Source organism: Jeotgalibacillus malaysiensis, from assembly GCF_044789845.1.
GTDB lineage: Bacteria > Bacillota > Bacilli > Bacillales > Jeotgalibacillaceae > Jeotgalibacillus > Jeotgalibacillus malaysiensis_A.
This window is the reverse complement of sequence record NZ_CP085252.1, coordinates 3,084,129-3,108,195: the sequence shown is the minus strand read 5'-3', so window position 1 is coordinate 3,108,195 and position 24,067 is coordinate 3,084,129. Positions and strand designations below refer to the sequence as shown.

Genomic DNA, 24,067 nt, shown 5'->3' with positions numbered 1-24,067 from the left:
AGTGAGGTGGCCGGGATGAAAAAAGAGAACGTCGCATTGATAGCAGGCTTTATTTTTATGGGGGCAGTTGTTGCGCTCATGCTTTATTTGGAAGTTGAATTCTTAAGTGCATTGGCATTGCCGGTTTTTGCAATCGGGATGTCGCCGTACTTTTACATAAGATCGAAAGAAAAGCAGGCAAAGTGGTTAGCAAAGGCTGCTGATCTTGAGGGGCGTTCGTTGCTGGATGAAGATGAATGGATTTTTGAGTGGAGTGGCAGTTCAGCCGGGGCAATGACAATCATTAATAAAGACGGAGAATATCTCGGTGCTTATAAAATCGTAAATCTGCCGCTGATCAAAAAACTGATGTCTGCAGCTTTTGCCGGCCTGGAAGCATACTTTTCTTTTACAGCAGGAATCTTTACCTCTCATAATGAACCTGCGGTGGCTTTTCAGAAGAGAAAAGAAGACGGCAACGTAGTGCTTGAGATCAGAAATCATAAAGGTGAGACAGCAGGCTTCTTTAAAGAAGAAAGAAAATTAACCAGAACCAATGGATCGATCTATACAGCAGACGGAGAACTGTTATGTGAAGTAAAAACAAAATCGATGGCTGGAGACTTTGATGTGTCAACGCAGGACGGGCGCTTTTTCGCCTCGTACAGACACGGTTATTTCGACTATGCGATAAAGCCGCAGTTTCAAAAATCTACTGCGCTTGACCTTGTCAAAGTAGGAGGTCAGCTTTCTGAAAATGAAAAAACACTTGCTGCAGCAGTCGTATGCTATTGGATGAGCTATCTGCAGCGAGGCAACAGGTAGAGGTGTTCAAAATGGAAAAAGCAATATTTGCAGGCGGCTGCTTCAGGTGCCTGGTCAGACCGATTCAGGAACGTGATGGCGTGCTGAAAGTGGTCTCGGGTTATACCGGTGGCGCTGAAGAAAACGCTGTTTACTCAAAGGTGAAAAACGGCGGGACGGGTCATGTGGAGGTAGTCTATATTGAGTATGATCCTGAGCGGATTTCTTATGAGGAATTACTGGGTATCTACTGGCCGCTGACTGACCCGACTGATGCAGCGGGGCAGTTCTCAGACCGCGGGGATGCGTACAGGTCGATTATTTTTACGTATACAGATGGGCAGAGGCAGGCGGCGCTAAAGTCTCGAAATGAGCTTGCAGAGAGCGGCCGTTTTGAAAAGCCGATTGTAACAGAAATCAGGGAAGCAGGTCCGTTTTATCCTGCAGAGGATTTTCATCAGGACTTTGATCTGAAAAATGGCTTCCGCTATGCGCTCTATGTTCAAGGGTCAGGCCGTGAAAAGTTCCAGCGTAAATTCTGGCCAAAAAACCGAACGCATTTAAAAGAGAAGCTGACAGACATGCAGTATTTAGTGACGCAGGAAAATGGAACTGAGCCTCCTTATGAAAATGAATATTGGGGTAACGAGCGTGAGGGTATCTATGTGGATATCGTATCAGGGGAGCCGCTCTTTTCGTCACGGGATCAGTATGATGCGGGTTGCGGGTGGCCATCATTTACAAAGCCGATCACTGATTCGATGGTGGAAGAGAAGTGGGATGTATCAACGAAAAATACGCGTCGTGAGATCAGAAGCCGTCACGCTGATTCTCATCTGGGACATGTGTTTGAAGATGGGCCTCGGGAAAAAGGCGGTTTGCGTTATTGCATCAATTCTGCAGCGCTCAGATTTATTCCGAAAGAACGGCTTGATGAAGAAGGTTACGGTGACTTTATGATATTATTTGCTTTAAAGAAAGATTAGAGGAGGACCTTCTGTTGAAAAATGCCAAAGTGGCTTTGCTGTTATTCGGAAGCCAGTTTTTTTATGTATTATTCCTGCCGGTCTGGTTTACATTCTACGGCGTATCACTGATGAATATTGAGCAGGACGGATCATTTGCAGGGCGCATGGTACTCTATGCTGTCGGGTCTTACCCGGTGATCCTGATGATCGCAATTGTGATCTCATGGATGTCATACCATAAATACAACTGGAAAAAGATGCTGCTTGTGAACAGTCTGCCAATCGTTTGGATTGCACCGATTTTATTTACGTTTATTTTTGCGACGATATTTGGTGGGTGACACAGCGGCACACTGGGGACGGAGTTGCGTGATCCATTTTTAGAATGATTCTAAAAGTGAACCACTGAACTCCGTCCCCAGTGAGTCGCCTAAAACATGTAAAAAAGAGCCGGAGACCAATCTCCGGCTCTTTTCGATTACTCCCCAAACTTAGGCAATGTCATCTTGTTGTGATACAACTGGTTAAACCACATTTCATATCCAAGGTCATTTGGGTGGATTTTGTCAGCCAGCATATCTTCTATGGCGATGTTGCGTTCAGTCATTTCATTTAAGATCGCATCGTGTGTGTCAAAGTAGTGCCAGCCATTTTCAGCGGCAAGTGCTTTGGTCAGGTTGTTATAATCTGCAAATGTTAAGCCGAGTTCATTCAGACCTGATTCTGTCAGGTTTGTTTTTAGAATCGGATTTGGTGAGATGAACAGGATCTCAAGCCCGGGGATTGCCTGGGTAAATGTACGATACAGTTCTTTCAGTGATGATTCAGTGACATTTAAAGGTACGTTTTTACGGTAATTATTTATTACGGATGTCTCAAGAATTAACAGATCCGGCCTGCTTTTTATCACACCTTCAATGACTTCCGGTCTTAACAGCATTTCAGAAGTGTAGCCGGAGTGCCCGTGGTTCGCAATGGTTACGTGGCGGAGCGGTCTGGATGTGCTGCGGATTTCATTTTGCAGCAGGGCTTTCCAGTTGTATGAAGGAGCGCTTGCGCCGACCCCTTTTGTTACACTGCTGCCAAGAATGGCAACGCGTGCTGAACCATTTTTTAATACTCGGTACGTGAGAAAATCTATATATGAAAGATCAGTATTATATGCAGGATTAAGTTTGTGCATTTCTTCCGCTACAGCACTTTGCTTTGAGCGGTATTCACCGCGTACCATTCCCATCAGTACGAGGAAGACACAACTGATCAACAGCAGCTTAGTTAAATATTTCATCTGGCAGGTACATTCCTTTCGTTTTTCGGTAACACGTTATAAATACAATTGTAACAAAAATGTAATAATACCTCAATAGGTCGTCTGTCGTCCTTCTCGGCATAAGCAGGAGGAACGCGTTATAATAGAAAATAGACAATGTGTACAGGGGGGTTCGGAATGGGTGCTTTGAATCAGACAATGGTGATTGACCGTCCGGTTGAGACGGTTTTTAATGAAACGATACAAATGGAAAAGTCACCTGAGATCATGGATCAGGTGATCAGTGTGAAAAAATTGACTGAAGGACCGATCGGCGAAGGAACAAAGTATGAAGAAGTCAGAGATCTCGGCGGCCGGAAAGTCCAGTCTGAACTGGTCGTTACTGAATTTGCAGAGAATAAATCCTATGCTGTAACAAGTGAGCAAAACGGTGTGAAAATCAATTTCCGCTATACATTCAGGGAAGAGGATGAGAACAGTACTTTTGTAACGTTCGACGGTACCATCACAACTCAGGGCTTTGCACGCTCTTTATTTAAAGGAATGATCGTCCGCATGATTTCAAGGGAAGAATTATTCCATTTACAGAAGCTGAAAAAATATATTGAAAGCCGTACGGAGGGCAAGCATGACGAAAATAACGATTAAAAAAGGTTATTCAGAAAAAATTCGCGAAGGATTCCCGCTGCTAACAAAAGAAATGATCCAGCAGGGCAATATTGAACAGGAAGGAAAAGTATTTACAGCAATTGATCCGCGCGGGCAGTTTCTCGCAAAAGGATATCTCGGCAAGCAGAATAAAGGATCAGGCTGGCTGCTGACATGGGATCAAAACGAGGAAATCCGGGAGCCCCTTTTTAAAAATAAGCTTGAAGAGGCTGTGGCTTTTCGTAAAGACTTCTTTGATGACAATCAGACAGATGCCTTCCGCCTGTTCAACGGAGAAGGTGACGGCATTGGCGGTCTGACGATCGATCATTACGCTGGGCACTATTTGTTCACGTGGTACAGCACTGGGATTTATCAGTTCAGAGATGAGATTCTGAGTGCATTTGAACAGATTCTTTCTTATAAAAGCATCTATGAAAAAAAGCGCTTTGATTCAAAAGGGCAGTACGTCGAAGATGATGACTTTGTAAAAGGGGAGCGACCTGATTTCCCGCTGCTTGTAAAAGAAAATGGCGCACACTTCGCCGTCTATCTGAATGATGGGGCGATGACAGGTGTATTTCTTGATCAGCGCAATGTCAGAAAAGCGATCCGGGACAAATACGCTGAAGGTAAAACGGTACTTAACACTTTCTCATATACAGGCGCTTTCTCCGTTTTTGCTGCGCTTGGCGGTGCAACGAAAACAACGAGCGTTGACCTTGCAAATCGCAGTGTCCCAAAAACAATTGAGCAGTTCAGCATGAATGGCATTGATTATGAAGCGCAGGACATCCTTGTGCGCGACGTCTTCCGCTACTTCAACTATTGTGTGAAAAACGAAGTGAAATTTGACCTGGTTATCATGGACCCGCCAAGCTTTGCGCGCTCGAAAAAACATACATTTTCTGCGTCAAAAGATTATATGAACCTTGTGAAGCAGGCCATTGATATCACCGAGAAAAAAGGGATCATCGTTGCGTCTACAAACGCCGCTTCTTTTGATATGAAGAAGTTCCGGTCATTTATTGATCAGGCATTCAAAGAAAAAGGTGCACGCTATAAGATCATTGAAACCTTCTCGCTTCCTGAGGACTTCCGCACCACAGAAGCTTATCCGGCTGGAGACTATTTGAAGGTATGTGTGATACAGACGATGTAGGATTTTAGGGATGGCTTGAGCAGGATATCGCTATTTTGGCTGAAGTTGTAGCAATTGTGCCGCAGGATGTAGCGATACGCCCGGGAACTTGTCTCCATCACAGCGCAGGCGGTCGCAATCCCGCCTGATCCTGTCCATATCCCGTAATCACCCGCAACCCTGACACCACAAAACAAACTCACGAACGAAAGGAGGATCCCTGATGGAGCCCGTTACATTATCTGCAAGAAGACTTGCTGAATACGTTCACCGCAGCGGCAGTATAGACGCTGCAATTGGAAGCGCCAATGTCATGATGGAAGGGACCAGAATCCATCAGGCGATCCAGAAAACGTACGGTGCGGAAGACGAAAAAGAAAAATTCCTGTCACGCGCACTTGATCTCGATGGTAAAACATTTATCTTAGAGGGACGCTGTGATGGTCTCTTAAAGCGTGAGAGCGGTTATATTGTAGATGAGATTAAATCTACCTCAAGACAGCTTGATGACATAGAATCGCCTGCAGAGGTCCACAAAGCGCAGGCGTTTGTTTATGCGTGGATTTTAACGGAAGAGATTGGTCTTGGAGAGATTCAGGTCCAGGTGACCTATGTGCAGTCTTCTACGCGTAAGGAAATGCGTTTTATCGAGACATACAGTGCTTCCTTTTTAAAAGATAAAGTCATTGAAATGGTGAAAATTTATGAGCCTTTTGCTTTACTGATGCAAAGTCTGAGGAAGGATCGACAGGACTCTATTGAAACATTCAGCTTTCCATTTCAGACATTCAGACCGGGTCAGCGGGAGCTCGCCGGCTCAGTCTATAAGACAATTAACGAAAAGGCGAAGCTGTTTGCACAGGCGCCGACCGGAATCGGAAAGACCATCTCGACATTATTTCCAGCTGTGAAAGCGGCGGGTGAAGAAAAGATTAATCAGATCGTTTATACAACCGCTAAAACAACGACACGCATTGCTGCAGAAGAAGCGTTCAGCCTGATGCAAAGTAAAGGGCTGAAGATGTCGGCTGTTTCAATGACGGCAAAGGATAAAATCTGTTTTAAGGAAAAAACGATCTGCCAGAAAGAGTACTGCGAATTTGCTGACGGGCATTTTGACCGGATTAATGGGGCCGTGATGGATATCCTTGCAAATGAAACAATGATGACACGCAGTGTGATTGAGACGTATGCAATGAAGCACCGCGTATGCCCGTTTGAATTTTCAATGGACCTTTCTTATGTAACGGACGCGATGATTGGGGATTATAACTACGTATTTGATCCGCGCGTTTCAAGAAAGCGCATGGCAGGCGAGCAGAAGAGCCGCTCAGTGCTGCTGGTGGATGAGGCGCATAATCTGCCGGACCGTGCGAGTAATATGTATTCAGCTTCATTAACAAAGGCGCCATTCTTACAGCTTAGCAGAAATGATCAGCACCCCGCGCTTCAGCAGGCAGCAAAGCGTGTAAACAAAGCATTCCTGGAAGTGAAAAAAGAGCTGGGTGAATCCTTTGCAATTGTAGATGAGCTGCCCGAAGTTTGGCTTGAAGCGGTGCAGGCATTTTTCACAGAAGCAGAAAGGCTTGTGCAGTCAGGAGTGCGCGATGATCAGGTGATTGATCAGTACTTCACCGTGCGCCAGCTGACCGCAGCAGCCGAACAGATTGATGAGCGCTTTTACATTTACATTCAGAAAATGCGAAATGATGTGCTGATTAAGATCGTCTGCATGGATCCTTCAGCATTTATTCAGGGATCTGCAAAGGGGTACAGAGCATCCGTCTTTTTCAGTGCCACAATGCAGCCTGTTTCCTATATTCGGACGATGCTCGGCGGGGAACAGGAAGACTTTCAGCTTGATCTGCCGTCACCATTTAGCAAAGAGCAGATAGAAGTTAAAACGGTGCCTGTTTCTACTAAATATAAGGATCGTGAAGCAACGATCAGACGGATTACAGACGAACTCAGAAGCGCCATTGAGCGTCACACAGGCAACTTCATGGTCTTTTTTCCTTCATACGCCTATATGAAAATGGCCTATGAGTTTTTTGAAGAAGAAGGGATCGAAGGCGTCGAGCTGATGATGCAGTCTTCAGGAATGAATGAAGTTGAGCGTGATACGTTTTTAGCTTCATTCAAAAATGAACGGCGAATTGCAGCATTTGCGGTGCTTGGCGGCGTCTTTTCCGAGGGAGTGGATCTTCCGGGTGATCAGTTAACCGGTGTCGCGATTGTTGGTGTTGGCCTGCCGCAGATCAACCCTGAGCGGGACCAGCTGAAGAAATATTTTCAGGACAAAGGATTGAACGGCTATCAGTATGCGTATGTTTTTCCAGGGATGAATAAGGTGCTGCAGGCAGGTGGAAGGCTGATACGCACTGAACAGGACAGCGGGATTCTGCTGCTGATTGATGACCGGTATCTGACGGCGCAGTATCAGAAATTGCTGCCGGATGAGTGGAAGTAGGGTGTTCGATAGGAAATGACTGGCGTTCGCCGGGAAATGTTGTCTGTTCGACGCATCGCAGGGGTTGTTCGACGTATAACCCCGGTGGTTCGCCGTTCACTACACAAACTTCGCCGCTTCATGCTATTAGACCTACGCCCCGACCACAAAAAAACGATCCGGAAGCCAAGTCTCCCGAACCGCACACTCATAAAAATCAATACACCTTTTTCACTCGACCAACCTGTCCATCCTCAAGGCGCACCTTGATCCCGTGCGGATGGCTTGGTGAGTTCGTTAATATATCTTTTACTGTACCAGCTGTCAGGTTTCCTGATCGCTGGTCTTTTTTCAAGACAATATCGACTTTTTTACCAGGTGCAATATCGCTTCGTTTCTGTCCATTCATGCTGAATAACCCCGTTTCAATTTTTTCTTAGTATATCACAGAACGTGACTCCTCAATATTCGTCAAAACTGCCGCATGATTACAAAAAAATTAAAAAAGTATTCTGTATTAATACAGAGTTCATTTGGTAGTGAAAATTACGGTATTACAGGATTTTAAAAGCAGTACAGCTGCCTGACCGGTCAGTATTACAGGACCAAATACCCCTTTTGGGTTGTGAACAATTCTTGACATCAGGTGCTAATTGAATGAATAATGTAAAAAGGTTGAATATTCATTCTTTTTATTAAATAAAAATGATAACGCTTACAAAGGAGGATGTTATGTTTTCGGTGTGGTTTTTAGGAATACTGACGGTTGTATCGGTTTTTCTGGCTTTAAAGCTGAAGAAAAAACGGCTGCTTTTAACACCGGTGCTTGGTGTAGGCGCATTAATATTCATTGAGATCGTGAAAGTGCCAATGCCGTTTTGGGATACTGTGACATTTATCTTCGACTTGAGAGGTTAATGCAAAGGGGGAGAATTATGAAGAAGATTGATAAGAAGGTAGCAGATTCCTATTTCAAGACACGTACAACGCTGATCATGATTTATCTGGCAATCGGTGCAACGGTCTCATATGGGGTTGTACTATTCGCGGAGCCGCTGTCAGAGTTTACGTTCAACGGGATTCCGGTTCATTATTATATGGGTGCCCAGGGTGCGGTACTGACCTTTATTATTCTGCTGTTTGTAAATGCGATCGTCAGCGACCGTGTTGATAAAAAGTATGGCATTGATGAAGCGAAAAATGAATCGATTGGTTCAGGGAAGACTGTCGACCATTAAAGGGGATAGGCCTGAAAGAATGGTTGTCTAGACAACTAATTGAATGAGTGTCATTCAAAGGGGGATACAGAATGGATAGTCAGTTTATAGTTTCACTCGCCTTTATACTGATCACATTTGGCCTTTACATAGGAATCGCCATTTATAATCAGGCGAAAGTAACATCGGACTTTTATGTAGCAGGACGCGGCGTGCCGCCAATTTATAATGGGATGGCAATTGGTGCTGACTGGATGAGTGCTGCTTCATTCATTGGTATGGCCGGAACTGTCATGATCATGGGATATGACGGGCTTGGCTATATTATGGGGTGGACAGGCGGTTATTTATTATTAACCTTCCTGATGGCGCCGCAGCTTCGTAAGTATGGACGTTATACGGTTCCTGAGTTTATCGGGGATCGTTATGGGAGTAATCTTGCCAGATTGATTGCTGCTGTTGCAACAATCATTATCAGTTTTACTTATTCAATCGGACAGATGTCAGGATCGGGCGTTGTAATCGGACGTCTGCTTGAAGTGGATTACCGGGTCGGTACCATCATCGGGGCGTGTCTGATTGCCTTTTATTCAGCACTTGGGGGGATGAAAGGGATTACCTGGACACAGGTTGCACAGTATTGCGTGTTAATCACAGCGTATCTTGTACCTGTTATTTTTATGGCGCTACAGCTGACAAATAATCCACTGCCGTGGGTTTCATATGGTTCAGTGATTGAGGAAATGAGAGTACTTGACCGGGAACTTGGTATTTCTGAATATGTTGTTCCGTTTACAGAAGGAACCAAGTGGCAGTTCCTGGCGCTGATGTTCACGCTGATGGCCGGTACTGCAGGGCTTCCGCACGTAATCGTACGCTTTTACACAGTATCAACCATGAAAGCTGCCCGCTGGAGTGGTGCATGGGCGCTGTTATTCATTGGACTTCTATATCTTTCAGCACCAGCATATGCTGCATTTTCACGCTTTATCCTGATGACACAGGTTGCAGGTTCACCAATTGATCAGCTTCCTGCCTGGACAGCGTCATGGGTGGATACCGGAATGCTGCAGGTTGCAGACACGAGTGGAGACGGCGTGCTGCAATGGCAGGAGCTGCAAATCGCAAATGACATTGTCGTTATGGCAACGCCTGAGATAGCAAACCTCGGTATCTTTGTCATCGGTCTGATGGCAGCAGGTGCGATGGCTGCCGCACTTTCAACGGCCGGTGGTCTGATGATTGCCATTTCAGCATCACTTTCACATGATATTTATTTCCGTTCAATTAATCCAAATGCATCAGATAAAAAACGTCTTGCAGTTGGACGCTGGTCGATTGTCCTTGCTTCGCTTGCAGCGGGTGTGATTGCACTGAACCCGCCAGGTGCGATTACGCAGATTGTTGCGTGGGCCTTTGCACTTGCTTCCGGATCCTTCTTCCCGGCGCTGCTCCTTGGTGTATGGTGGAAGCGATCGAATGCTAAAGGGGTTATTGCCGGCATGCTTGTCGGTCTGTCAGTGACGCTTGGTTATATTTTCGCAGCTAAATATGGCGGATTTACGATCTTAGGCATTATTGATACCGGAGCAGGCGTCTTTGGTGCATCTGCTGCGATCATTGCAAACGTAGTCGTATCACTTGCGACGAAGCCGCCATCACAGAAAATTCAGGAAGAGGTTATTGACCTTCGTTATCCTGAGCAGATGACATACCGCGATGGAGAGGTGTGGCTTGATGACGGAAACGACGTACCGCCATCCAAGTGACGGTGAATCAATCAAAGCATTTATAAAAGAGACACCGCTTTTTAAAAACAGATCTGAAGGTGAGTTCAGCCGGCTTTATGACCTCTGTCAGGAGCGGCAGTACGACCAGGGTGTTTTAATTGCGGATGCGCGTAAAAAAAGGGAAGGAATTCTGCTGATTACATCAGGGCTTGCTGAAGTATATGCAGCAGGGTTCCGAAATGAAAGAGAAGTGCTTGAGTTTGCAGGTCCCGGCGAAATAGTCGGGCTTGCAAGTATCAGTACGATGCTGAAACCAACGGATGAACCTGTTCATACCGTTGAGATTTTAGCGCTTGAAACAACACAGGGATTATTTATTCCATACAGCGTATTGCAAGAGCTCTGGGGGGAGCCTTCAGTACAGCAGTACTTTTTGGAAAAAGCGATCTTCCGCCTGCAGGATGTGTATCAGTCATTAACTGAACAGATGCAGCAGGCAGGGTGGATTGAACAGCAGAAGCAGGTATTTCAGCGGGTGCAGGACATGATGTCCTCCCCGCTGCTTACCGTTTCAGCTGACAGTACAATCGAAGAAGGCATCAGTTTTATGGCACGTCACGAACTGAGTGCTGCTGTATTTGTGAAAAATGACATTCCTTATATTGTGTCCATGAGAGAAGTCATGAAAGCGATCGCTGAAAAAGTTCCGCTTACTGCACAGCTGTCAGAGATCGGTCAGGAATGCGCCGTCATTAAAAGAAGTGCATTTTATTATGATGCGCTCGCTGTTTTTCAAATGAAAGGTGACCTGCGACACATTGTGGTTCTTGACGAAAGGGAGCGTCCGATCGGCATGCTGACCCTTTCAGACGCCTTAAAACAGCGTCACAGATCCATCCAGCACCTGATGAAGGAAATCCAGTCAGTTGACCCGTCATCACTGAAAAAGCTGTCAGAGGATCTGAAGAAAATGGCTTCACAGCTGATCGTTGAACGTGCGAGTATCCGTATGCTGTCTTCAGCTATGACACCGCTTTTTGATCAGCTGACAGGAAAGCTGCTGAACGATGCGGTTAGAAACATCGGGGAACCGCCATGTGAATTTGCCTTTTATCAAATGGGAAGTGCAGGCCGCGGTGAGCAGTTCCAAATGACTGATCAGGATCATTTTCTTGTTTTTGAACGAAATGGTGAGAAAGAAAAGGCTTATTTTGAAAAGCTGGGCACAGAAATCACGTCTCTGCTGGAAAGAGCCGGCTTCAGATTATGCGATGGTGATATGATGGTCAGCAACCCGATGTGGAGAGGGTCTGTTACTGACTGGCAGCAGCGGATCAGAAGGTGGGCACTACGCTCTACACCACAAAACATCCTATATGCCTATAACTTTTTTGCAATGAGATGGCTCTATGGAAGTGCCGAGGTCCATCACGCTTTCATGCAGGGGCTGAAGAAAGAACTTGATCACTCCGGTGTGCTGCTCAGACAAATGGCAGAGGAAATTAAAACAGCGCCCATCCCTTCAATTGACCACCGGATTCGAAGCTTCATTTTACGAGAAGGTAAAGTGATTGATCTGAAAAAGCAGGTACTTTTTCCATTCCATCATGCACTGCAAATCAGTTCAATCCGTGCAGGCATATTAGAAGGGTCAACTGCTGAAAGAATTGCGAATCTGACGGAAAAAGGGAAGATTGAAGAGGATGCAGATCTGAAGGAGAGCATCGACTTTATCCTATCATTGAACCTTCAGCGCAAGCAGGAAGGAACATCAGAAGTCCGTCCGGATCAGCTGACCTCAAGAGAGAAAGCCTTACTGTCAAAATCACTTGAAACGCTGCGCAATTTTCAGCAGGCAGCAGTTAGAGGAATGGGTGTGTAAAAGGAGGGGGCAACATGGCGATATGGTCAAAGAAATTTGATGATCAGATCATCACAGATATTCCGCTTTCCACACCGCTTGAAGAATTGAATTTGCTCGTTGTAGATACTGAAACAACAGGCTTTGCAGTGGGAAAGGATGACAGGCTGATTGAAATTGGCGCCGTGCCCGTTAAGGGGCTGAAGGTACTGGAGAAAGAGTCATTTCAGTCATACGTGAACCCGGGAAGAGACATCCCGCCTGTCATCACAGACCTGACGTCAATCAGACAATCGGATGTAGCGGATGCACCTGAAGCGATGGAGGCCATTGAAGCGCTTTTTGACAAAGGAAAACAGCTCGGGATTCATGCGCTTGCCGGGCACTATATTTCATTTGATCTGCTCGTTTTTAAACATGAGCTCAGAAGAAACTCACTCCGCTATCAGGAGCCTCCGGCAATGGATACACTCGACCTGCTTTCCTATCTCGTACCGACTTGGGAAATGAAGGACCTTGCCTACTATGCATCTGTCTTTGAAACGAGGATGTATGACCGGCATACAGCACTCGGAGATGCACTGACAGCAGCCTACCTTTTTTGCGAGCTGTGTGAACGTGTGAAAGAGAGAGGGATCACAACCTGGGGGGAGCTTCTGGCACTGCGTTCATCGAGAACACCGTGACAAATTTTTAACAATATGCTGGAAATGGTTTGAAACATTTTGTTATGTGGGAATAGTAAGGTGCACGAAGTAAATTGAACATAGAGAGGATTGTCAGAAATGACGCTTCAAAGCATTTTACAGGAATTCCATACATTAAAAGCGGAGTCCATTCCAGTAGATTTACTTGATGAAAGATATGCTGATTTGATGATCCGGATGGAACAGTCTTATGAAATCCCTGATGTCATTACTACGGAATGGGAAGAGAAAAATAGATCAGTGAGTACCGTGTACAGATTGATTGCGAGTAATAGGTTAATGGATACTTAAATAGTGGGATGAGAACCGTTTGGTGGGTAAGTGCCGGACGGTTTTTATTTGAAGTAATGTTGGTTCGGGGGAAAACATCGGGTGTTCGACGTTCAACCGGCCATGTTCGACGTTCGTTAAGCGATGTTCGAAGGTTAATCATAGATGTTCGGAGGAAGGTGTAAAAAGACCTATCCGGACAGCATGCATCTGCCCGCGCCAACCTTCCTCAACCGTCAGCTGTCCCACGCAAAAACCGCCACTCAAAAAAGCGGCGGTCCAAAGCTCAATTTATTTCTTCAAAACCTCCGGCAGCGTGCTGTAATAATCAGCAATTACCCGCAGTCCCTGATCAAAATTCTCTAAATGGAAATGTTCATTCGGTGCGTGGAAGTTTTCGCCCGGCAGACCGAATCCCATTAATACAATCGGCTTCTGTAAAATCTGATCAAACACCGCAACGATCGGAATCGAGCCGCCGCCGCGAATGAACTGGGTCGGCACGCCGTATACTCTTTCATACGAGGCGCCGGCAGCCTGAATTGCCGGGTGATCGTAAGGTGTTACGTAAGGCGCACCTTTATCAAATGGTGTTACTTCGACCGTTACACCAGGTGGCGTATGCGCTTCAACGTGCTTTGTCAGCAGTTCAACGATTTCATCAGGATCCTGATGCGGTACGAGTCGGCAGGTGATCTTCGCATGCGCTTCATTTGGCAGGACAGTTTTAATGCCTTCGCCTTCAAATCCGCCCCACATGCCATTAATTTCAAGTGTTGGGCGTGTCCACATGCGCTCAAGTGAAGTATAGCCTTTTTCACCGAACAGCTCGCTGACTTCAAGCTCTTTTTTCAAATTTTCATCTGAAAAGTTCAGTGCTTCATAGGCTGCTTTTTCTTCGTCAGTAAGCGGCTCGACTTTATCATAAAAGCGGTCCACCTGTATCACGCCGTTTTCATCCCGGAAAGAGTCAAGCAGGCTGACAAGCGCATGAAGGGCATTTTGCACGGCGCCGCCATAAAGACCTGAATGAAGGTCGCCTTTTGCACCTTTCACGTCAATCTGAATGCCTGCAAGTCCGCGCAGCCCGTAGCAGATCGCAGGCTGTCCTTTTTCCTGCATGCCTGTATCTGAAATGACAATCACGTCTGATGACAGCAGGTCCTGGTTTTCTTCAACAAACTTTGGCAGGTTTACACTGCCGATTTCTTCTTCACCTTCGATTAAAAACTTCAGATTAACCGGAAGGCTGCTGTTTTCCTTCAATAAAGCTTCTACAGCTTTTACATGCATAAATGATTGTCCTTTATCATCTGTTGCGCCGCGTGCAAAGATTTTGTTGTCACGGATCGCAGGCTTAAATGGTTCTGTTTCCCATAAATGAAGCGGGTCAACGGGCTGGACGTCATAGTGTCCGTAAACGAGGACAGCTGGTGCGCCATCAGCGTGCAGCCAGTCGCCGTATACGACAGGGTGACCAGGTGTTGGGATGATCTGGACATTTTCCATTCCAATTTTTCGCAGGTTTTCTGCGATCCATTCGCCGCCTTTTAGCGTATCTTGCTTGTGTTCTGACAGGGAGCTCACGCTTGGGATCGAAAGCCATTCTGTCAGTTCTGCTAAATGACGGTCACGGTTGTCGCGAAAGTATTGATCTAATGCCATATTGAAACACTCCTTTGATTAGGTTGACAGCAGGTTGCTGGTTTGTTATGCTAATGGTTGATCGTTTTACGGGAGCGGTTATCAGGCGGATATCGCCAACCGCCATAATTAAATAACAAGGTCTGGAAATCTAAGGCCTGAATTCAGCGACTCACCTTCTGAGTTTGCTAAGCAGTTAAGCTATTTCACCGATTGAAGCAAAAACCCTCTAAAAAAGCCGGGGTCGTTGCCCGGAAACAGTACTTCAAACTACTACGCAGTAACTGTGCACTTCTAAAGGTTCTATCTCACCGAACCGATTCAGACCAAAAATTCCAGATTACTTTATGAACGCATTGAACGTTTTAAAGTAGTATCTGATTCACACTGGCGCAGCTTCGGAGCTGCAAGGACGAAAGAGAGGTTAGGGCTTTCGTTGTTTTAGGTATTATGTAATGCCGCTCCCGTAAGGCAGATCACCAATCCTCTTAACATTACTCCTAAATGAAACTCAATTCAATTTTCTTTCCATCTAAACCCAAAAAGATTGACTTTTCAGTGAATGATAGTGGAATTTTTAATCAGGATAGTATACGCTGTTTCTATCTACTTTTTTACATATTGCTATTTTATCAGGAGGAATATCGTTGGAATTTATAGCCATAGCTGCATTGCTTTTTGCCTCATTCTTTTTATCAGGTAGTGAGACAGCACTGACTGCTGTTAATAAAATGAAGGTTAAAACCCGTGCTGAGCAGGGTGATCGTGCGGCTGAAAAGCTGTTGAAGCAGGTGTCAAAGCCGGATCAGATGATTACAACCATTCTGATCGGGAACAATATATCAAATATTCTTTTGCCTGTGCTCGTAACAATTATTGCAATTGAATACAACATTGAAGTTGCACTCGCAACAGGTATTCTGACCGTTACACTCATTGTTTTCTCTGAAGTACTGCCGAAAACAATTGCTGCGACTTTTGCTGACCGGATTGCCTACATTGTAGCACCAGTGATCCGTATTTTAATGGTTATCTTTAAACCAATAACGTGGTTCCTTTCTAAATTTACAAATATTGTTATACGGATTCTTTCCAGAGGGGACATTAAAGAAGCAACCATTACAAAAGAAGAGCTTCGCACAATGGTTGATATTGCTTCAACTGAAGGAACATTTCTGGGGGATGAATCTCTGCGTATCAAAGGTGTTCTTGATTTTCAGAAAAAAGACGTAGGCGATGCAATGAAGACGCCGCGTGTTGATATTATTGGTATTCCTTTTGAAACAACTTTTGAAGAAGTGCGTGATTATGTGATCGATAATCCTTACACGCGTTACCCGGTGTATAAAGATAACATGGACAATATCATTGGCGTGTTCCATTCCAAACAAGTAATCGAATGGTCTCTGACTCCTGAGAAGCCTTTATCAGATTTCATGGATAATGATCCATTGTTTACAGTGGAAACAACATCCATTGAACGCATCTTCAAACGCATGCTTCAGGCGAAAAAGCATTTTGCCATTGTACTGGATGAGTACGGCGGCACGCTTGGTATTATTACGCATGAAGATATCATTGAAGCGATGATCGGTCAGGAAATTGCCGATGAAAATGATGATGAAGAAGAGTCCTGGATTGATGAGCTGACTGAAAGAACGATTGTCTGTCATGGTAAGTTAAATCTTCATCGTTTAAATGAAGTATTCTCAACAAGAATTCCTGAAGAGCAGGATGTGCTTGCAGGATTTGTGTTAAAAGAAATCGGCCATCTTCCTGAAGAAGGCGATGAATTTGATTTCCAGCACCTGCGTTTTACCGTGCTTGAAATGGAGAAAAACAAAATTACAAAGGTCCGCATTGAAAAACGCGTCATTGACGGGATTGCGGATGATAAAGATATAGACACTGAAAGCTGATGGCAGATGCCGTCAGCTTTTTTAATAGTGTTTCGTCGGGCGAATAGATTAGAAAATTCACACATTGGGTCTTGACGAATACCAAGTGATGTTATAGGATTAGCGTATTAAAGTGAATAGCTCTTATCGAGAGTGGTGGAGGGATATGGCCCTGTGAAGCCCGGCAACCGCTGACTTAGTCAGAAAGGTGCTACATCCATCAGGCATTGCCTGAAAGATAAGACAGGAGTTCAAAGGTTCTTCTTCTGTCTGTTGCAGAGGGAGTTTTTTTATTTTATGAACAAGGACAAGGAGAGTGGATCAGGATGAAATACGGTTTCTGGCTTCCGATTTTTGGCGGGTGGCTGCGCAATGTTGAAGATGAAAATATGCCACCAACATTTGATTATGCGAAAAAGGTAACTCAGTCAGCAGAGATGTGGGGTTACGATACGACATTAATCGCTGAACTTTACCTGAACGATATAAAAGGACCGGAGCGGGATTCAATTGAAGCCTGGTCAACTGCAGCTGCACTTGCAGCAGTTACTGAAAAGATTGAGATCATGACGGCCATCCGCCCCGGGTTTCATAATCCGGCGGTTGCTGCAAAAATGGCTTCAAATATCGACCACATTTCAAACGGCCGATTCACACTAAATGTTGTATCTGCCTGGTGGGCTGAGGAAGCGAAGCAGTACGGTGGAGCTTTTACAGAACATGATGAGCGCTATGAACGTACAGATGAGTTCCTGACGATTTTAAAGGGGCTCTGGACAGAAGACACGTTCAGCTTTAAAGGGAAATATTATGATATCGAAAATACAAAGCTTGAGCCAAAGCCGGTTCAGCGTCCGAATCCGATTCTATATGCAGGCGGTGAAAGCCCGCGCGGTAAGCAGTCAATTGTTGATAACTGTGACTCTTATGTGATGCATGGCGGTACTGTTGAAGAGATTGAAGCGAAGATTGCTGATATGAAGTCTCGCCGCGCAGCAGCTGAAAAAGATCCGTTTGGATCATTTGGAATGGCTGCATTTATTGTCTGCCGTGACACAGAAGAAGAAGTGCAGACTGAGCTTGAGCGAATCACCGATGTGAAAGATGTGAGCGGATATGCAGGCTACAATGATTTCGTCAGCAAGTCCCAGCTTGAGCAGCAGGTAAAGCTGATGGATTACTCTGTATCAAACCGCGGACTGAGACCGAACCTGATCGGAACGCCTGATCAGATCGCCGAACGGATTATTGAATTTGAAAATGCAGGCCTTGACCTGTTACTGCTTCAATTCTCGCCTCAATTTGAAGAGATGAAGCGTTTTTCTGAAAAAGTAATGCCACTGGTTGAGAAGAAGAGAAAGATTCAGCAGGAAATCAACATTTAGGGAGGAAACAGCATGAGTAAAGCATATATACTGCATGAAAATGATGAGTGGACGGTTCATTTGACGAAAAGACTGGATGAGCTTGAGGTACCTTATGAAGTATGGCATCTTGATGAAGGCATTGTTGATTTAACGAAAGAGCCGCCGGAAGGCATTTTTTACAGCAGAATGAGCGCATCATCACATACGCGTGGTCACCGTTTTGCGCCGGAATTAACAGAGTCAGTGCTTGCATGGCTTGAGCAGCACGGCAGAACCGTCCTGAACGGCTCACGTGCGCTGCGTCTTGAAGTGAGCAAGGTTAATCAGTATACGGCACTTCAGCTAAATGGGATCAAAACTCCTGATACGATTGCTGCGGTCGGACGCAAGCAGATTATAGAAGCGGCTGAAAAGCTTGATAAGCCTTCATTTATCACAAAGCATAACCGCGCAGGTAAAGGGCTTGGCGTGCAGTTATTCCATTCGATTGATGCGTTGAAGCAGTATGTGAACAGTGATGATTTCGAGCTGCCAGTTGACGGGATTACGCTGATTCAGGAATACATTGAGTCGCCGGAATCTTATATTACGCGCTGTGAATTTGTAGGCGGGAAATTTGTCTATGCGGTCCGTGTGGATACTTCTGAGGGCTTTGAATTATGCCCGGCGGATGCGTGCCAGATTGATGATCTGTTCTGCCCGGTTGGCGAAGAGGTCGAGGAGAAGTCTAAGTTCCAGGTGGTAAAAGACTTTAAAGAGCCCTTATTGATCACGCAGCTTGAGTATTTTCTGGCGAGAAATGATATAGCTGTTGCAGGCATTGAGTTTATCAAGGATGCTGATGGCGAGATTTACGTATATGACATCAATACAAACACAAACTACAATGCGGATGCTGAAGCGGCTTATGGTACGTATGGGATGCTTGAACTTGCGAAGTTTCTGAAGAAAAAGCTTGAGCGTGAGTATTCGGTTGTAGAAGCTTAACATGTTGTATTTGAAAAGCCCTGTTCAGAAGACAGGGCTTTTTTCATTGATTAATTACGCAAAAACTGCAGAATCTCTGCATTCAGCTTTTCAGTTTCTTCAAAGACAAGTCCATGTCCGCTTTCTTCAAACTTAACAAGTTCTGCGTTTTGCAGATGGGACTGCAGATATTCAGAAAAGTCGATTGGACAGATCTCATCGTTTATACCATGAAGTAACAGGACGGGCACAGTTACATGTTCAAGATCACCGCGTCCATCTTCATCTCTGAGTGCTTCAGCAGAATGAATGGTGCCGTGTGCAGATGCCTGCAGACCGAGCGTGCCAAACCAGTGCCTGAAAGCTTCTGAAGGCTCCTGGTGGAAGAACATATCGCCAAATTCATCCAGGAAAGCCGGACGGTCTTTTTGAATACTTTCAATCATCCCATCGATTTCTTTGGCTTCAATACCATAAGGGAAATCATCTGTTTTTGTAAAACGTGGTGCAGCGGGGGCAAGCAGCATCAGCTTGGAAATACCATGCTGCTGGTGTCGCGCCATATATCTGAGCGCAATTGGTCCACCCATTGAAAAGCCCGCTAACACCGCGTTCTTTAATCCTAAATGGTCAATGACTGCTTTGACATCATCCGCTTTCCGGTCATAGTTATAACCACTCCACGGTTTATCAGATTGTCCATATCCTCTTAGATCAATCCCTATAAAACGATATCCGAGATTCACAATTTCGTTAATCTGATATTCAAACATACGATGATTGACTGGCCAGCCATGGATGAAAATAACCGGCTGCCCTTCACCGATATCTTCTACAAATAGTGATACACCTTTTTCAACTTCAATTCGATGTGACATCAAACAACCTCCTGAATTAAGATAGTAGTTATATACCCGAAACTTTTTAATGTACTCCAGATACTGACAGTTTGAAGTTGCATCAAAAAGATCCGCACCCCTGAGGCTGCGGATCTAACAAGCTATTTACATCATCTGATCAGGTCCGCCGGTCATGACAATCCCCCGGCCTTCTGGTGTATCCTGCACATCAAGCGTCAATTCTTCTGCGACGAATAAAATCTGCGGATCAATCGCTACTTTAATGCCATTAATCGTCTGGATCACATCATTTTCTTCCGGTACATCGAATGACAGACCAATTTCAGGGCTGCCTTCTCCCTGTCCGGCAAAATAAACGCGGATATTTTCAGATTCATATTGGTAAAATAGCGTTTTGAAAGCTTCTTTTGCTTCATCTGTGATAATCATACATGTCTTCCTTTCTCGCTTAATCTTATACATTCATGATGTGCGAAAAAGAAGAGAAACGCAAGTATGATGCTGTTTTACGGGCAGTCTGTTACTTACTTGTGTCAGCAAATTCCTTGATCCTTGATCCGATCTCATCACGTACGCGCTGGAAGAATGCCCATTTTTCTTCATCAGTGCCTTCCGCCTTAGCCGGGTCATCAAAGCCCCAGTGCTCACGCTTAACATGTGGAGGTGTGACAGGACAGTGGTCTGCAGCATGTCCGCACAGTGTGACAACTAGATCAGCATTGTTTAAAATCTCCGGATCAATCGTGTCAGATGTCTGATTTGAGATATCAATGCCGGCTTCGTTCATCGCCTTCACCGCATTTGGATTGAGTCCGTGCGCTTCAAGACCTGCGCTCAGCACATTCCACTCATCGCTTAAATATTGCTTGCCCCAGCCTTCAGCCATCTGACTTCTGCAAGAGTTACCTGTACATAGGAAATATAATGTTTTTTTAGACATGAGAAACACTCCTTAAAATTGGTTTGGTTTAAGAACCGCTGAGTGTTTCCGTGGAGGGCTTCGCTTTCCGCGGCCGCGCGGTGAGCCTCCTCGGCTTCGCCCTCCACTCCAACACTCAGCTAGGTGTTGCTTCATTAGTTTGATATAAAGGATTGTACAAAGTCACGACTCTATTTAATTTAAAGCTCCTGAGTAAGAAAGTATTACTCAGCTGCCCCTCGTAGTGGAGGACGGAGGCTCCCGCCCCAGGAAGGGACAGGTGAGACCGAGCATGGCGAAGCCTGCGGGCTCAGCGCCCGGGGGCAGGAAAGCGCAGTCCTCCACGGAGAGGGGCAGCGTTATTAAAGGAATATATACTTACAAAATAATCAGCAGCCACAGATACAATCCGAACAGTGTAATAAACAGTGTTGGGATTGTAAGGATAATTCCTACTTTAAAGTAGTAGCCCCAGCTGATATTGAAGCCTTTTTTGCTCAGTACATGCAGCCATAATAGCGTAGCGAGGGAGCCGATCGGTGTAATTTTCGGTCCAAGGTCAGAACCGATGACATTTGCATAAATCAGCGCTTCCCTTACAGCTCCGGTCGTTGCAGTTTCCTGGATCGCCAGCGCATCAATCATCACAGTTGGCATGTTATTCATAATCGAAGACAGGAACGCAGCAATAAATCCCATTCCCATTGTTGCAGCCAGCAGGCCATGGTCAGCAGTTGCATCAAGCACATCAGCAAGAAGGCTCGTCAAACCGGCGTTTCGCAGTCCGTAAACAACCACATACATACCAATTGAGAAAAATACAATGGCCCACGGTGCGTCTTTTACTACAGTTGTCGTATTCACAGCAGGACTTCTTCTCGCAATCAGGAGGAAGATAATCGCAATGATACCGGCAATAATGGATACCGGAATTTCAGCGAATTCACTTGTGAAATAACCAACAAGCAGAATTGCAAGTACGCCCCATGAAAGGCGGAACATTTTCGGATCCTTGAGTGCCTCCTGTGGTTTTCGCAGCTGTGATAAATCATAATTTTCCGGAATACTTTTACGGAAAAACAGCCAGAGCACTAAAATACTTGCGCCAATACTGAAGAAGTTCGGAATGATCATACGGCTTGCGTACTCAGCAAATCCGATGCCAAAAACGTCAGCAGAAACAATGTTGACCAGGTTACTGACGATCAGCGGAAGGGAAGCTGTATCAGCGATAAATCCGCTGGCCATAATAAATGGTAAGATCATGGCTTCTTTAAAGTTCAGGTTACGCACCATTGCGAGTACAATCGGCGTCAGAATCAGTGCGGCACCGTCGTTTGCGAAGAATGCTGCAACGAGCGCGCCAAGTAATGTTACGTAAATAAACATTCTGATCCCGCTGCCTTTAGCAAATCGCGCCATATGAAGTGCGGACCATTCAAAAAATCCAATCTCATCTAAAATTAACGAAATAATGATGAGTGCGACAAATGTCAGCGTGGCATTCCAGACGATCGCTGTCACATCAGCAACATCCTGCATGGATACAACGCCCAGAATCAGGGCAATGACAGCACCGCCCATTGCGGAGTAACCGATGCCAAGTCCCTTAGGCTGCCAGATGACAAGTGTTAACGTAATAAGAAAAATCAATATTGCTAAAAATACATCCATGACCAGACTCCTTTAAATTTAGTTGCAGGAAACACGCTTCCCTTGCTCAATCAGCTGTTCGAGATGGTGATCCTGCGCCGGCAGCTGTTCTAGTATGCTGTGGATCATGTCATAACCTTCAAAGGATTCGTTCAGCGAATACACAATCCATTGTCCTTTACGCTGCTCCTTAATCATCCCAATGTCCTTCATTTTCCGGACATGCTGGCTGACTGAAGGCTGACTCATCTGAAAAATTTCGACGAACTCACATACACAGCAGTCATGATCTGCAAGAATACGGAGCATCGTCAAGCGCGTTTTATCACCCATCAGCTTTAAAGCGGCTGAAGCTTTTTCAATTGAAATGGCTTCCTTTGCGAGCATGGCTCACACCTCCATTTAGTTCATCCGCTGATTAGTATATAGGCATATGCTTATATACGCAATATGTTCGTCTGAATTTAATTGTAAATTTTATATAACAAGGAGCGGGATGCAACAATAATAGCTGAGGATGTAGCATTCCGCTTCCGGGATGTGGCGATACACCCGGGAACTTGTATCATTTCCCATCGGACCTGTAGCAATACACGCGAAAAGGAGTCATATTCGCTCTCATCCTTACATCGTCAAACCCTATTCATTCTCTTAAAAAACATGACAGCGTTTTAGATAGAGCTTTCAGGGAAAATATGAGATAGTAAACAAAACCGGGACGAAAGGGAGATGGACCATGGAAGGATTTCCGTTATTCAGCACATCGCTGATCTTAACAGTTATCACAATTGCAGTCGTAACGGCAGGCATTTTATATATCAGTTCAAGAGCAAAAAAGTAGGAGGACCACATGACACAAATCGGATTTATCGGATGCGGAAAAATGGCTCAGGCAATGATTGGCGGCATGATCCGCTCCAAAACAGTCAAACCCTCATCGATTATCGCAAGCGCAACAACCAAAGAAACAAGAGTGAAAGTATCAGATCAATTTGGCATTGAAGTAACCGGGGACAACACGAAAGTGGCCGCAGAAGCAAACCTGTTGTTTTTAGGAATTGTACCGGGACTCCACAGGCAGATCCTTGAAGAAATTAAATCCCATTTGTCAGCAGAGACAGTGATCATCACAATCGCAGCCGGACTTACAACTGCTGACATCTCTGCATTTGCCGGAAGGAAACTGAAGGTCATCAGAACGATGCCTAACACACCTTCACTTGCAGGAGAAGGCATGACAGCGATTAGCGTCAATGATGAAGTCACTGAAGAAGAGCTTCAGAAAGTGCTCAAACTGTTCCGTTCATTCGGCAAAACAGAAGTGATTTCAGAGGATCTGATGGACAGCATCCCGGCAATCAGCGGCTCATCACCGGCCTATGTCTATATGATGATTGAAGCCATGGCAGACGGCGGTGTGCGTCAGGGACTGAAACGTGATCAGGCCTACAGACTTGCAGCCCAGGCAGTACTCGGCGCAGCTAAAATGGTCCTTGATACCGGCAAACATCCAGGGGAACTGAAAGACCAGGTCACCTCACCCGGCGGCGCCACCATCGCTGCAACAGAAGCACTCGAAAAACACCGCTTCAGAGGCGCAATCCTAGAAGCCATGGAAAGCTGCACCACAACCGTAAAAGAACTAGGCAACAAAAAATAAGCAGCGCCGCAGCGCTGCTTATTTTTGTGTGAAAAGCATATAAACTTCCCATGCAA

The 24,067-nt window shown here is 45.3% G+C and carries 24 protein-coding genes and 1 riboswitch; of the genes, 16 read left to right on the top strand and 8 right to left on the bottom strand.

Features of this window, described 5'->3' with window-relative positions; translation table 11 throughout:
• The first annotated feature begins 15 nt into the window (after positions 1–15).
• From LG330_RS16135 to LG330_RS16125, 3 genes are read left to right on the top strand one after another with little or no spacing between them, the layout of a single operon-like run.
• Entirely contained in the window at positions 16–804 is a 789-nt protein-coding gene (locus LG330_RS16135; protein ID WP_404405633.1) for a hypothetical protein, read from the top strand.
• A complete protein-coding gene (msrB, locus tag LG330_RS16130; RefSeq protein ID WP_404405631.1) occupies positions 765–1,769 on the top strand; it encodes a peptide-methionine (R)-S-oxide reductase MsrB in 1,005 nt (334 codons plus the stop codon). Before LG330_RS16135 ends, msrB begins: the two co-directional genes overlap by 40 nt.
• Positions 1,770–1,783: 14 nt before the next feature.
• Entirely contained in the window at positions 1,784–2,092 is a 309-nt protein-coding gene (locus LG330_RS16125; RefSeq protein ID WP_404405629.1) for a hypothetical protein, read from the top strand.
• Between the two features lie 137 nt (positions 2,093–2,229).
• Here the strand turns inward: LG330_RS16125 and LG330_RS16120 are convergent, their stop codons facing one another.
• Complete coding sequence (locus LG330_RS16120; RefSeq protein ID WP_404405627.1) at positions 2,230–3,039, bottom strand: SGNH/GDSL hydrolase family protein; 810 nt, start codon at positions 3,037–3,039, stop codon at positions 2,230–2,232.
• A gap of 159 nt (positions 3,040–3,198) precedes the next feature.
• On the opposite strand from LG330_RS16120, the gene LG330_RS16115 reads away from it, so the two are divergent.
• The 3 genes from LG330_RS16115 to LG330_RS16105 all read left to right on the top strand — a co-directional run bounded on the left by LG330_RS16115 (position 3,199) and on the right by LG330_RS16105 (position 7,280).
• Positions 3,199–3,669, top strand: coding sequence for an SRPBCC family protein (locus LG330_RS16115; RefSeq protein WP_404405625.1), 471 nt, complete (start codon positions 3,199–3,201; stop codon positions 3,667–3,669).
• A complete protein-coding gene (locus tag LG330_RS16110; RefSeq protein ID WP_404405623.1) occupies positions 3,650–4,831 on the top strand; it encodes a class I SAM-dependent rRNA methyltransferase in 1,182 nt (393 codons plus the stop codon). The genes LG330_RS16115 and LG330_RS16110 overlap by 20 nt, the downstream gene beginning before the upstream one ends.
• A gap of 202 nt (positions 4,832–5,033) precedes the next feature.
• Positions 5,034–7,280, top strand: a complete 2,247-nt coding sequence (locus LG330_RS16105) for a helicase C-terminal domain-containing protein (RefSeq protein ID WP_404405621.1) — start codon at positions 5,034–5,036, stop codon at positions 7,278–7,280.
• 196 nt (positions 7,281–7,476) lie between these two features.
• On the opposite strand, the gene LG330_RS16100 is transcribed toward LG330_RS16105, so the two are convergent.
• Complete coding sequence (locus LG330_RS16100; RefSeq protein ID WP_374096966.1) at positions 7,477–7,668, bottom strand: YwbE family protein; 192 nt, start codon at positions 7,666–7,668, stop codon at positions 7,477–7,479.
• A gap of 323 nt (positions 7,669–7,991) precedes the next feature.
• Between LG330_RS16100 and LG330_RS16095 the strand changes: the two genes are divergently transcribed.
• The 6 genes from LG330_RS16095 to LG330_RS16070 all read left to right on the top strand — a co-directional run bounded on the left by LG330_RS16095 (position 7,992) and on the right by LG330_RS16070 (position 13,065).
• On the top strand, positions 7,992–8,177 hold the full coding sequence (locus LG330_RS16095) for a hypothetical protein (RefSeq protein WP_404405618.1): 186 nt from the start codon (positions 7,992–7,994) through the stop codon (positions 8,175–8,177).
• Between the two features lie 17 nt (positions 8,178–8,194).
• On the top strand, positions 8,195–8,497 hold the full coding sequence (locus LG330_RS16090) for a DUF4212 domain-containing protein (protein WP_404405616.1): 303 nt from the start codon (positions 8,195–8,197) through the stop codon (positions 8,495–8,497).
• Between the two features lie 71 nt (positions 8,498–8,568).
• A complete protein-coding gene (locus tag LG330_RS16085; protein WP_404405614.1) occupies positions 8,569–10,245 on the top strand; it encodes a sodium:solute symporter family protein in 1,677 nt (558 codons plus the stop codon).
• Positions 10,214–12,088, top strand: a complete 1,875-nt coding sequence (locus tag LG330_RS16080; RefSeq protein ID WP_404405612.1) for a DUF294 nucleotidyltransferase-like domain-containing protein — start codon at positions 10,214–10,216, stop codon at positions 12,086–12,088. The genes LG330_RS16085 and LG330_RS16080 overlap by 32 nt, the downstream gene beginning before the upstream one ends.
• A 14-nt stretch (positions 12,089–12,102) precedes the next feature.
• Positions 12,103–12,753: a PolC-type DNA polymerase III gene (locus tag LG330_RS16075; protein ID WP_404405610.1), complete on the top strand. Its 651-nt coding sequence runs from the start codon at positions 12,103–12,105 to the stop codon at positions 12,751–12,753.
• 99 nt (positions 12,754–12,852) lie between these two features.
• The gene (locus tag LG330_RS16070) at positions 12,853–13,065 is read left to right on the top strand and encodes a hypothetical protein (RefSeq protein ID WP_404405608.1); all 213 of its coding nucleotides are present in this window, start codon (positions 12,853–12,855) and stop codon (positions 13,063–13,065) included.
• A 270-nt stretch (positions 13,066–13,335) separates the two neighbouring features.
• On the opposite strand, the gene LG330_RS16065 is transcribed toward LG330_RS16070, so the two are convergent.
• Positions 13,336–14,709 (bottom strand): dipeptidase, encoded by a 1,374-nt coding sequence (locus LG330_RS16065; protein WP_404405606.1) that lies wholly within the window; start codon positions 14,707–14,709, stop codon positions 13,336–13,338.
• Between the two features lie 626 nt (positions 14,710–15,335).
• Between LG330_RS16065 and LG330_RS16060 the strand changes: the two genes are divergently transcribed.
• From LG330_RS16060 to LG330_RS16050, 3 genes are all read left to right on the top strand, one after another.
• Positions 15,336–16,607, top strand: a complete 1,272-nt coding sequence (locus tag LG330_RS16060) for a hemolysin family protein (protein ID WP_404405604.1) — start codon at positions 15,336–15,338, stop codon at positions 16,605–16,607.
• Positions 16,608–16,727: 120 nt separating this feature from the next.
• A riboswitch (SAM riboswitch) is annotated at positions 16,728–16,831 on the top strand.
• Positions 16,832–16,912: 81 nt separating this feature from the next.
• Positions 16,913–17,971 carry an LLM class flavin-dependent oxidoreductase gene (locus tag LG330_RS16055; RefSeq protein ID WP_404405602.1) on the top strand — a complete coding sequence of 353 codons (1,059 nt, stop codon included), beginning with the start codon at positions 16,913–16,915 and terminating at the stop codon, positions 17,969–17,971.
• A gap of 12 nt (positions 17,972–17,983) precedes the next feature.
• Positions 17,984–18,940 (top strand): RimK family alpha-L-glutamate ligase, encoded by a 957-nt coding sequence (locus LG330_RS16050; RefSeq protein WP_404405600.1) that lies wholly within the window; start codon positions 17,984–17,986, stop codon positions 18,938–18,940.
• Between the two features lie 50 nt (positions 18,941–18,990).
• Here LG330_RS16050 and LG330_RS16045 read toward each other — a convergent pair whose 3' ends face one another.
• From LG330_RS16045 to LG330_RS16025, 5 genes are all read right to left on the bottom strand, one after another.
• The gene (locus tag LG330_RS16045; RefSeq protein ID WP_404405598.1) at positions 18,991–19,797 is read right to left on the bottom strand and encodes an alpha/beta fold hydrolase; all 807 of its coding nucleotides are present in this window, start codon (positions 19,795–19,797) and stop codon (positions 18,991–18,993) included.
• A 126-nt stretch (positions 19,798–19,923) separates the two neighbouring features.
• On the bottom strand, positions 19,924–20,208 hold the full coding sequence (locus tag LG330_RS16040) for a HesB-like (seleno)protein (RefSeq protein ID WP_404405596.1): 285 nt from the start codon (positions 20,206–20,208) through the stop codon (positions 19,924–19,926).
• Between the two features lie 91 nt (positions 20,209–20,299).
• Positions 20,300–20,719: an arsenate reductase (thioredoxin) gene (gene arsC / locus LG330_RS16035; protein ID WP_404405594.1), complete on the bottom strand. Its 420-nt coding sequence runs from the start codon at positions 20,717–20,719 to the stop codon at positions 20,300–20,302.
• Between the two features lie 357 nt (positions 20,720–21,076).
• Positions 21,077–22,372, bottom strand: coding sequence for an arsenic transporter (locus LG330_RS16030; protein WP_404405592.1), 1,296 nt, complete (start codon positions 22,370–22,372; stop codon positions 21,077–21,079).
• Between the two features lie 18 nt (positions 22,373–22,390).
• Positions 22,391–22,738, bottom strand: coding sequence for an ArsR/SmtB family transcription factor (locus LG330_RS16025; protein WP_404405590.1), 348 nt, complete (start codon positions 22,736–22,738; stop codon positions 22,391–22,393).
• Positions 22,739–23,201: 463 nt separating this feature from the next.
• Between LG330_RS16025 and proC the strand changes: the two genes are divergently transcribed.
• On the top strand, positions 23,202–24,011 hold the full coding sequence (proC, locus tag LG330_RS16020; RefSeq protein WP_404405588.1) for a pyrroline-5-carboxylate reductase: 810 nt from the start codon (positions 23,202–23,204) through the stop codon (positions 24,009–24,011).
• Positions 24,012–24,067 lie beyond the last annotated feature (56 nt).

What these genes read in the sequence shown, in the direction of transcription:
- LG330_RS16135 (WP_404405633.1), top strand. Translation starts at nt 16, where the DNA reads ATGAAAAAAGAGAACGTCGCATTGATAGCAGGCTTTATTTTTATGGGG.
- msrB (WP_404405631.1), top strand. Translation starts at nt 765, where the DNA reads ATGCTATTGGATGAGCTATCTGCAGCGAGGCAACAGGTAGAGGTGTTC.
- LG330_RS16120 (WP_404405627.1), bottom strand. Translation starts at nt 3,039, where the DNA reads ATGAAATATTTAACTAAGCTGCTGTTGATCAGTTGTGTCTTCCTCGTA.
- LG330_RS16115 (WP_404405625.1), top strand. Translation starts at nt 3,199, where the DNA reads ATGGGTGCTTTGAATCAGACAATGGTGATTGACCGTCCGGTTGAGACG.
- LG330_RS16110 (WP_404405623.1), top strand. Translation starts at nt 3,650, where the DNA reads ATGACGAAAATAACGATTAAAAAAGGTTATTCAGAAAAAATTCGCGAA.
- LG330_RS16105 (WP_404405621.1), top strand. Translation starts at nt 5,034, where the DNA reads ATGGAGCCCGTTACATTATCTGCAAGAAGACTTGCTGAATACGTTCAC.
- LG330_RS16100 (WP_374096966.1), bottom strand. Translation starts at nt 7,668, where the DNA reads ATGAATGGACAGAAACGAAGCGATATTGCACCTGGTAAAAAAGTCGAT.
- LG330_RS16095 (WP_404405618.1), top strand. Translation starts at nt 7,992, where the DNA reads ATGTTTTCGGTGTGGTTTTTAGGAATACTGACGGTTGTATCGGTTTTT.
- LG330_RS16090 (WP_404405616.1), top strand. Translation starts at nt 8,195, where the DNA reads ATGAAGAAGATTGATAAGAAGGTAGCAGATTCCTATTTCAAGACACGT.
- LG330_RS16085 (WP_404405614.1), top strand. Translation starts at nt 8,569, where the DNA reads ATGGATAGTCAGTTTATAGTTTCACTCGCCTTTATACTGATCACATTT.
- LG330_RS16080 (WP_404405612.1), top strand. Translation starts at nt 10,214, where the DNA reads ATGACGGAAACGACGTACCGCCATCCAAGTGACGGTGAATCAATCAAA.
- LG330_RS16075 (WP_404405610.1), top strand. Translation starts at nt 12,103, where the DNA reads ATGGCGATATGGTCAAAGAAATTTGATGATCAGATCATCACAGATATT.
- LG330_RS16070 (WP_404405608.1), top strand. Translation starts at nt 12,853, where the DNA reads ATGACGCTTCAAAGCATTTTACAGGAATTCCATACATTAAAAGCGGAG.
- LG330_RS16065 (WP_404405606.1), bottom strand. Translation starts at nt 14,709, where the DNA reads ATGGCATTAGATCAATACTTTCGCGACAACCGTGACCGTCATTTAGCA.
- LG330_RS16055 (WP_404405602.1), top strand. Translation starts at nt 16,913, where the DNA reads ATGAAATACGGTTTCTGGCTTCCGATTTTTGGCGGGTGGCTGCGCAAT.
- LG330_RS16050 (WP_404405600.1), top strand. Translation starts at nt 17,984, where the DNA reads ATGAGTAAAGCATATATACTGCATGAAAATGATGAGTGGACGGTTCAT.
- LG330_RS16045 (WP_404405598.1), bottom strand. Translation starts at nt 19,797, where the DNA reads ATGTCACATCGAATTGAAGTTGAAAAAGGTGTATCACTATTTGTAGAA.
- LG330_RS16040 (WP_404405596.1), bottom strand. Translation starts at nt 20,208, where the DNA reads ATGATTATCACAGATGAAGCAAAAGAAGCTTTCAAAACGCTATTTTAC.
- arsC (WP_404405594.1), bottom strand. Translation starts at nt 20,719, where the DNA reads ATGTCTAAAAAAACATTATATTTCCTATGTACAGGTAACTCTTGCAGA.
- LG330_RS16030 (WP_404405592.1), bottom strand. Translation starts at nt 22,372, where the DNA reads ATGGATGTATTTTTAGCAATATTGATTTTTCTTATTACGTTAACACTT.
- LG330_RS16025 (WP_404405590.1), bottom strand. Translation starts at nt 22,738, where the DNA reads ATGCTCGCAAAGGAAGCCATTTCAATTGAAAAAGCTTCAGCCGCTTTA.
- proC (WP_404405588.1), top strand. Translation starts at nt 23,202, where the DNA reads ATGACACAAATCGGATTTATCGGATGCGGAAAAATGGCTCAGGCAATG.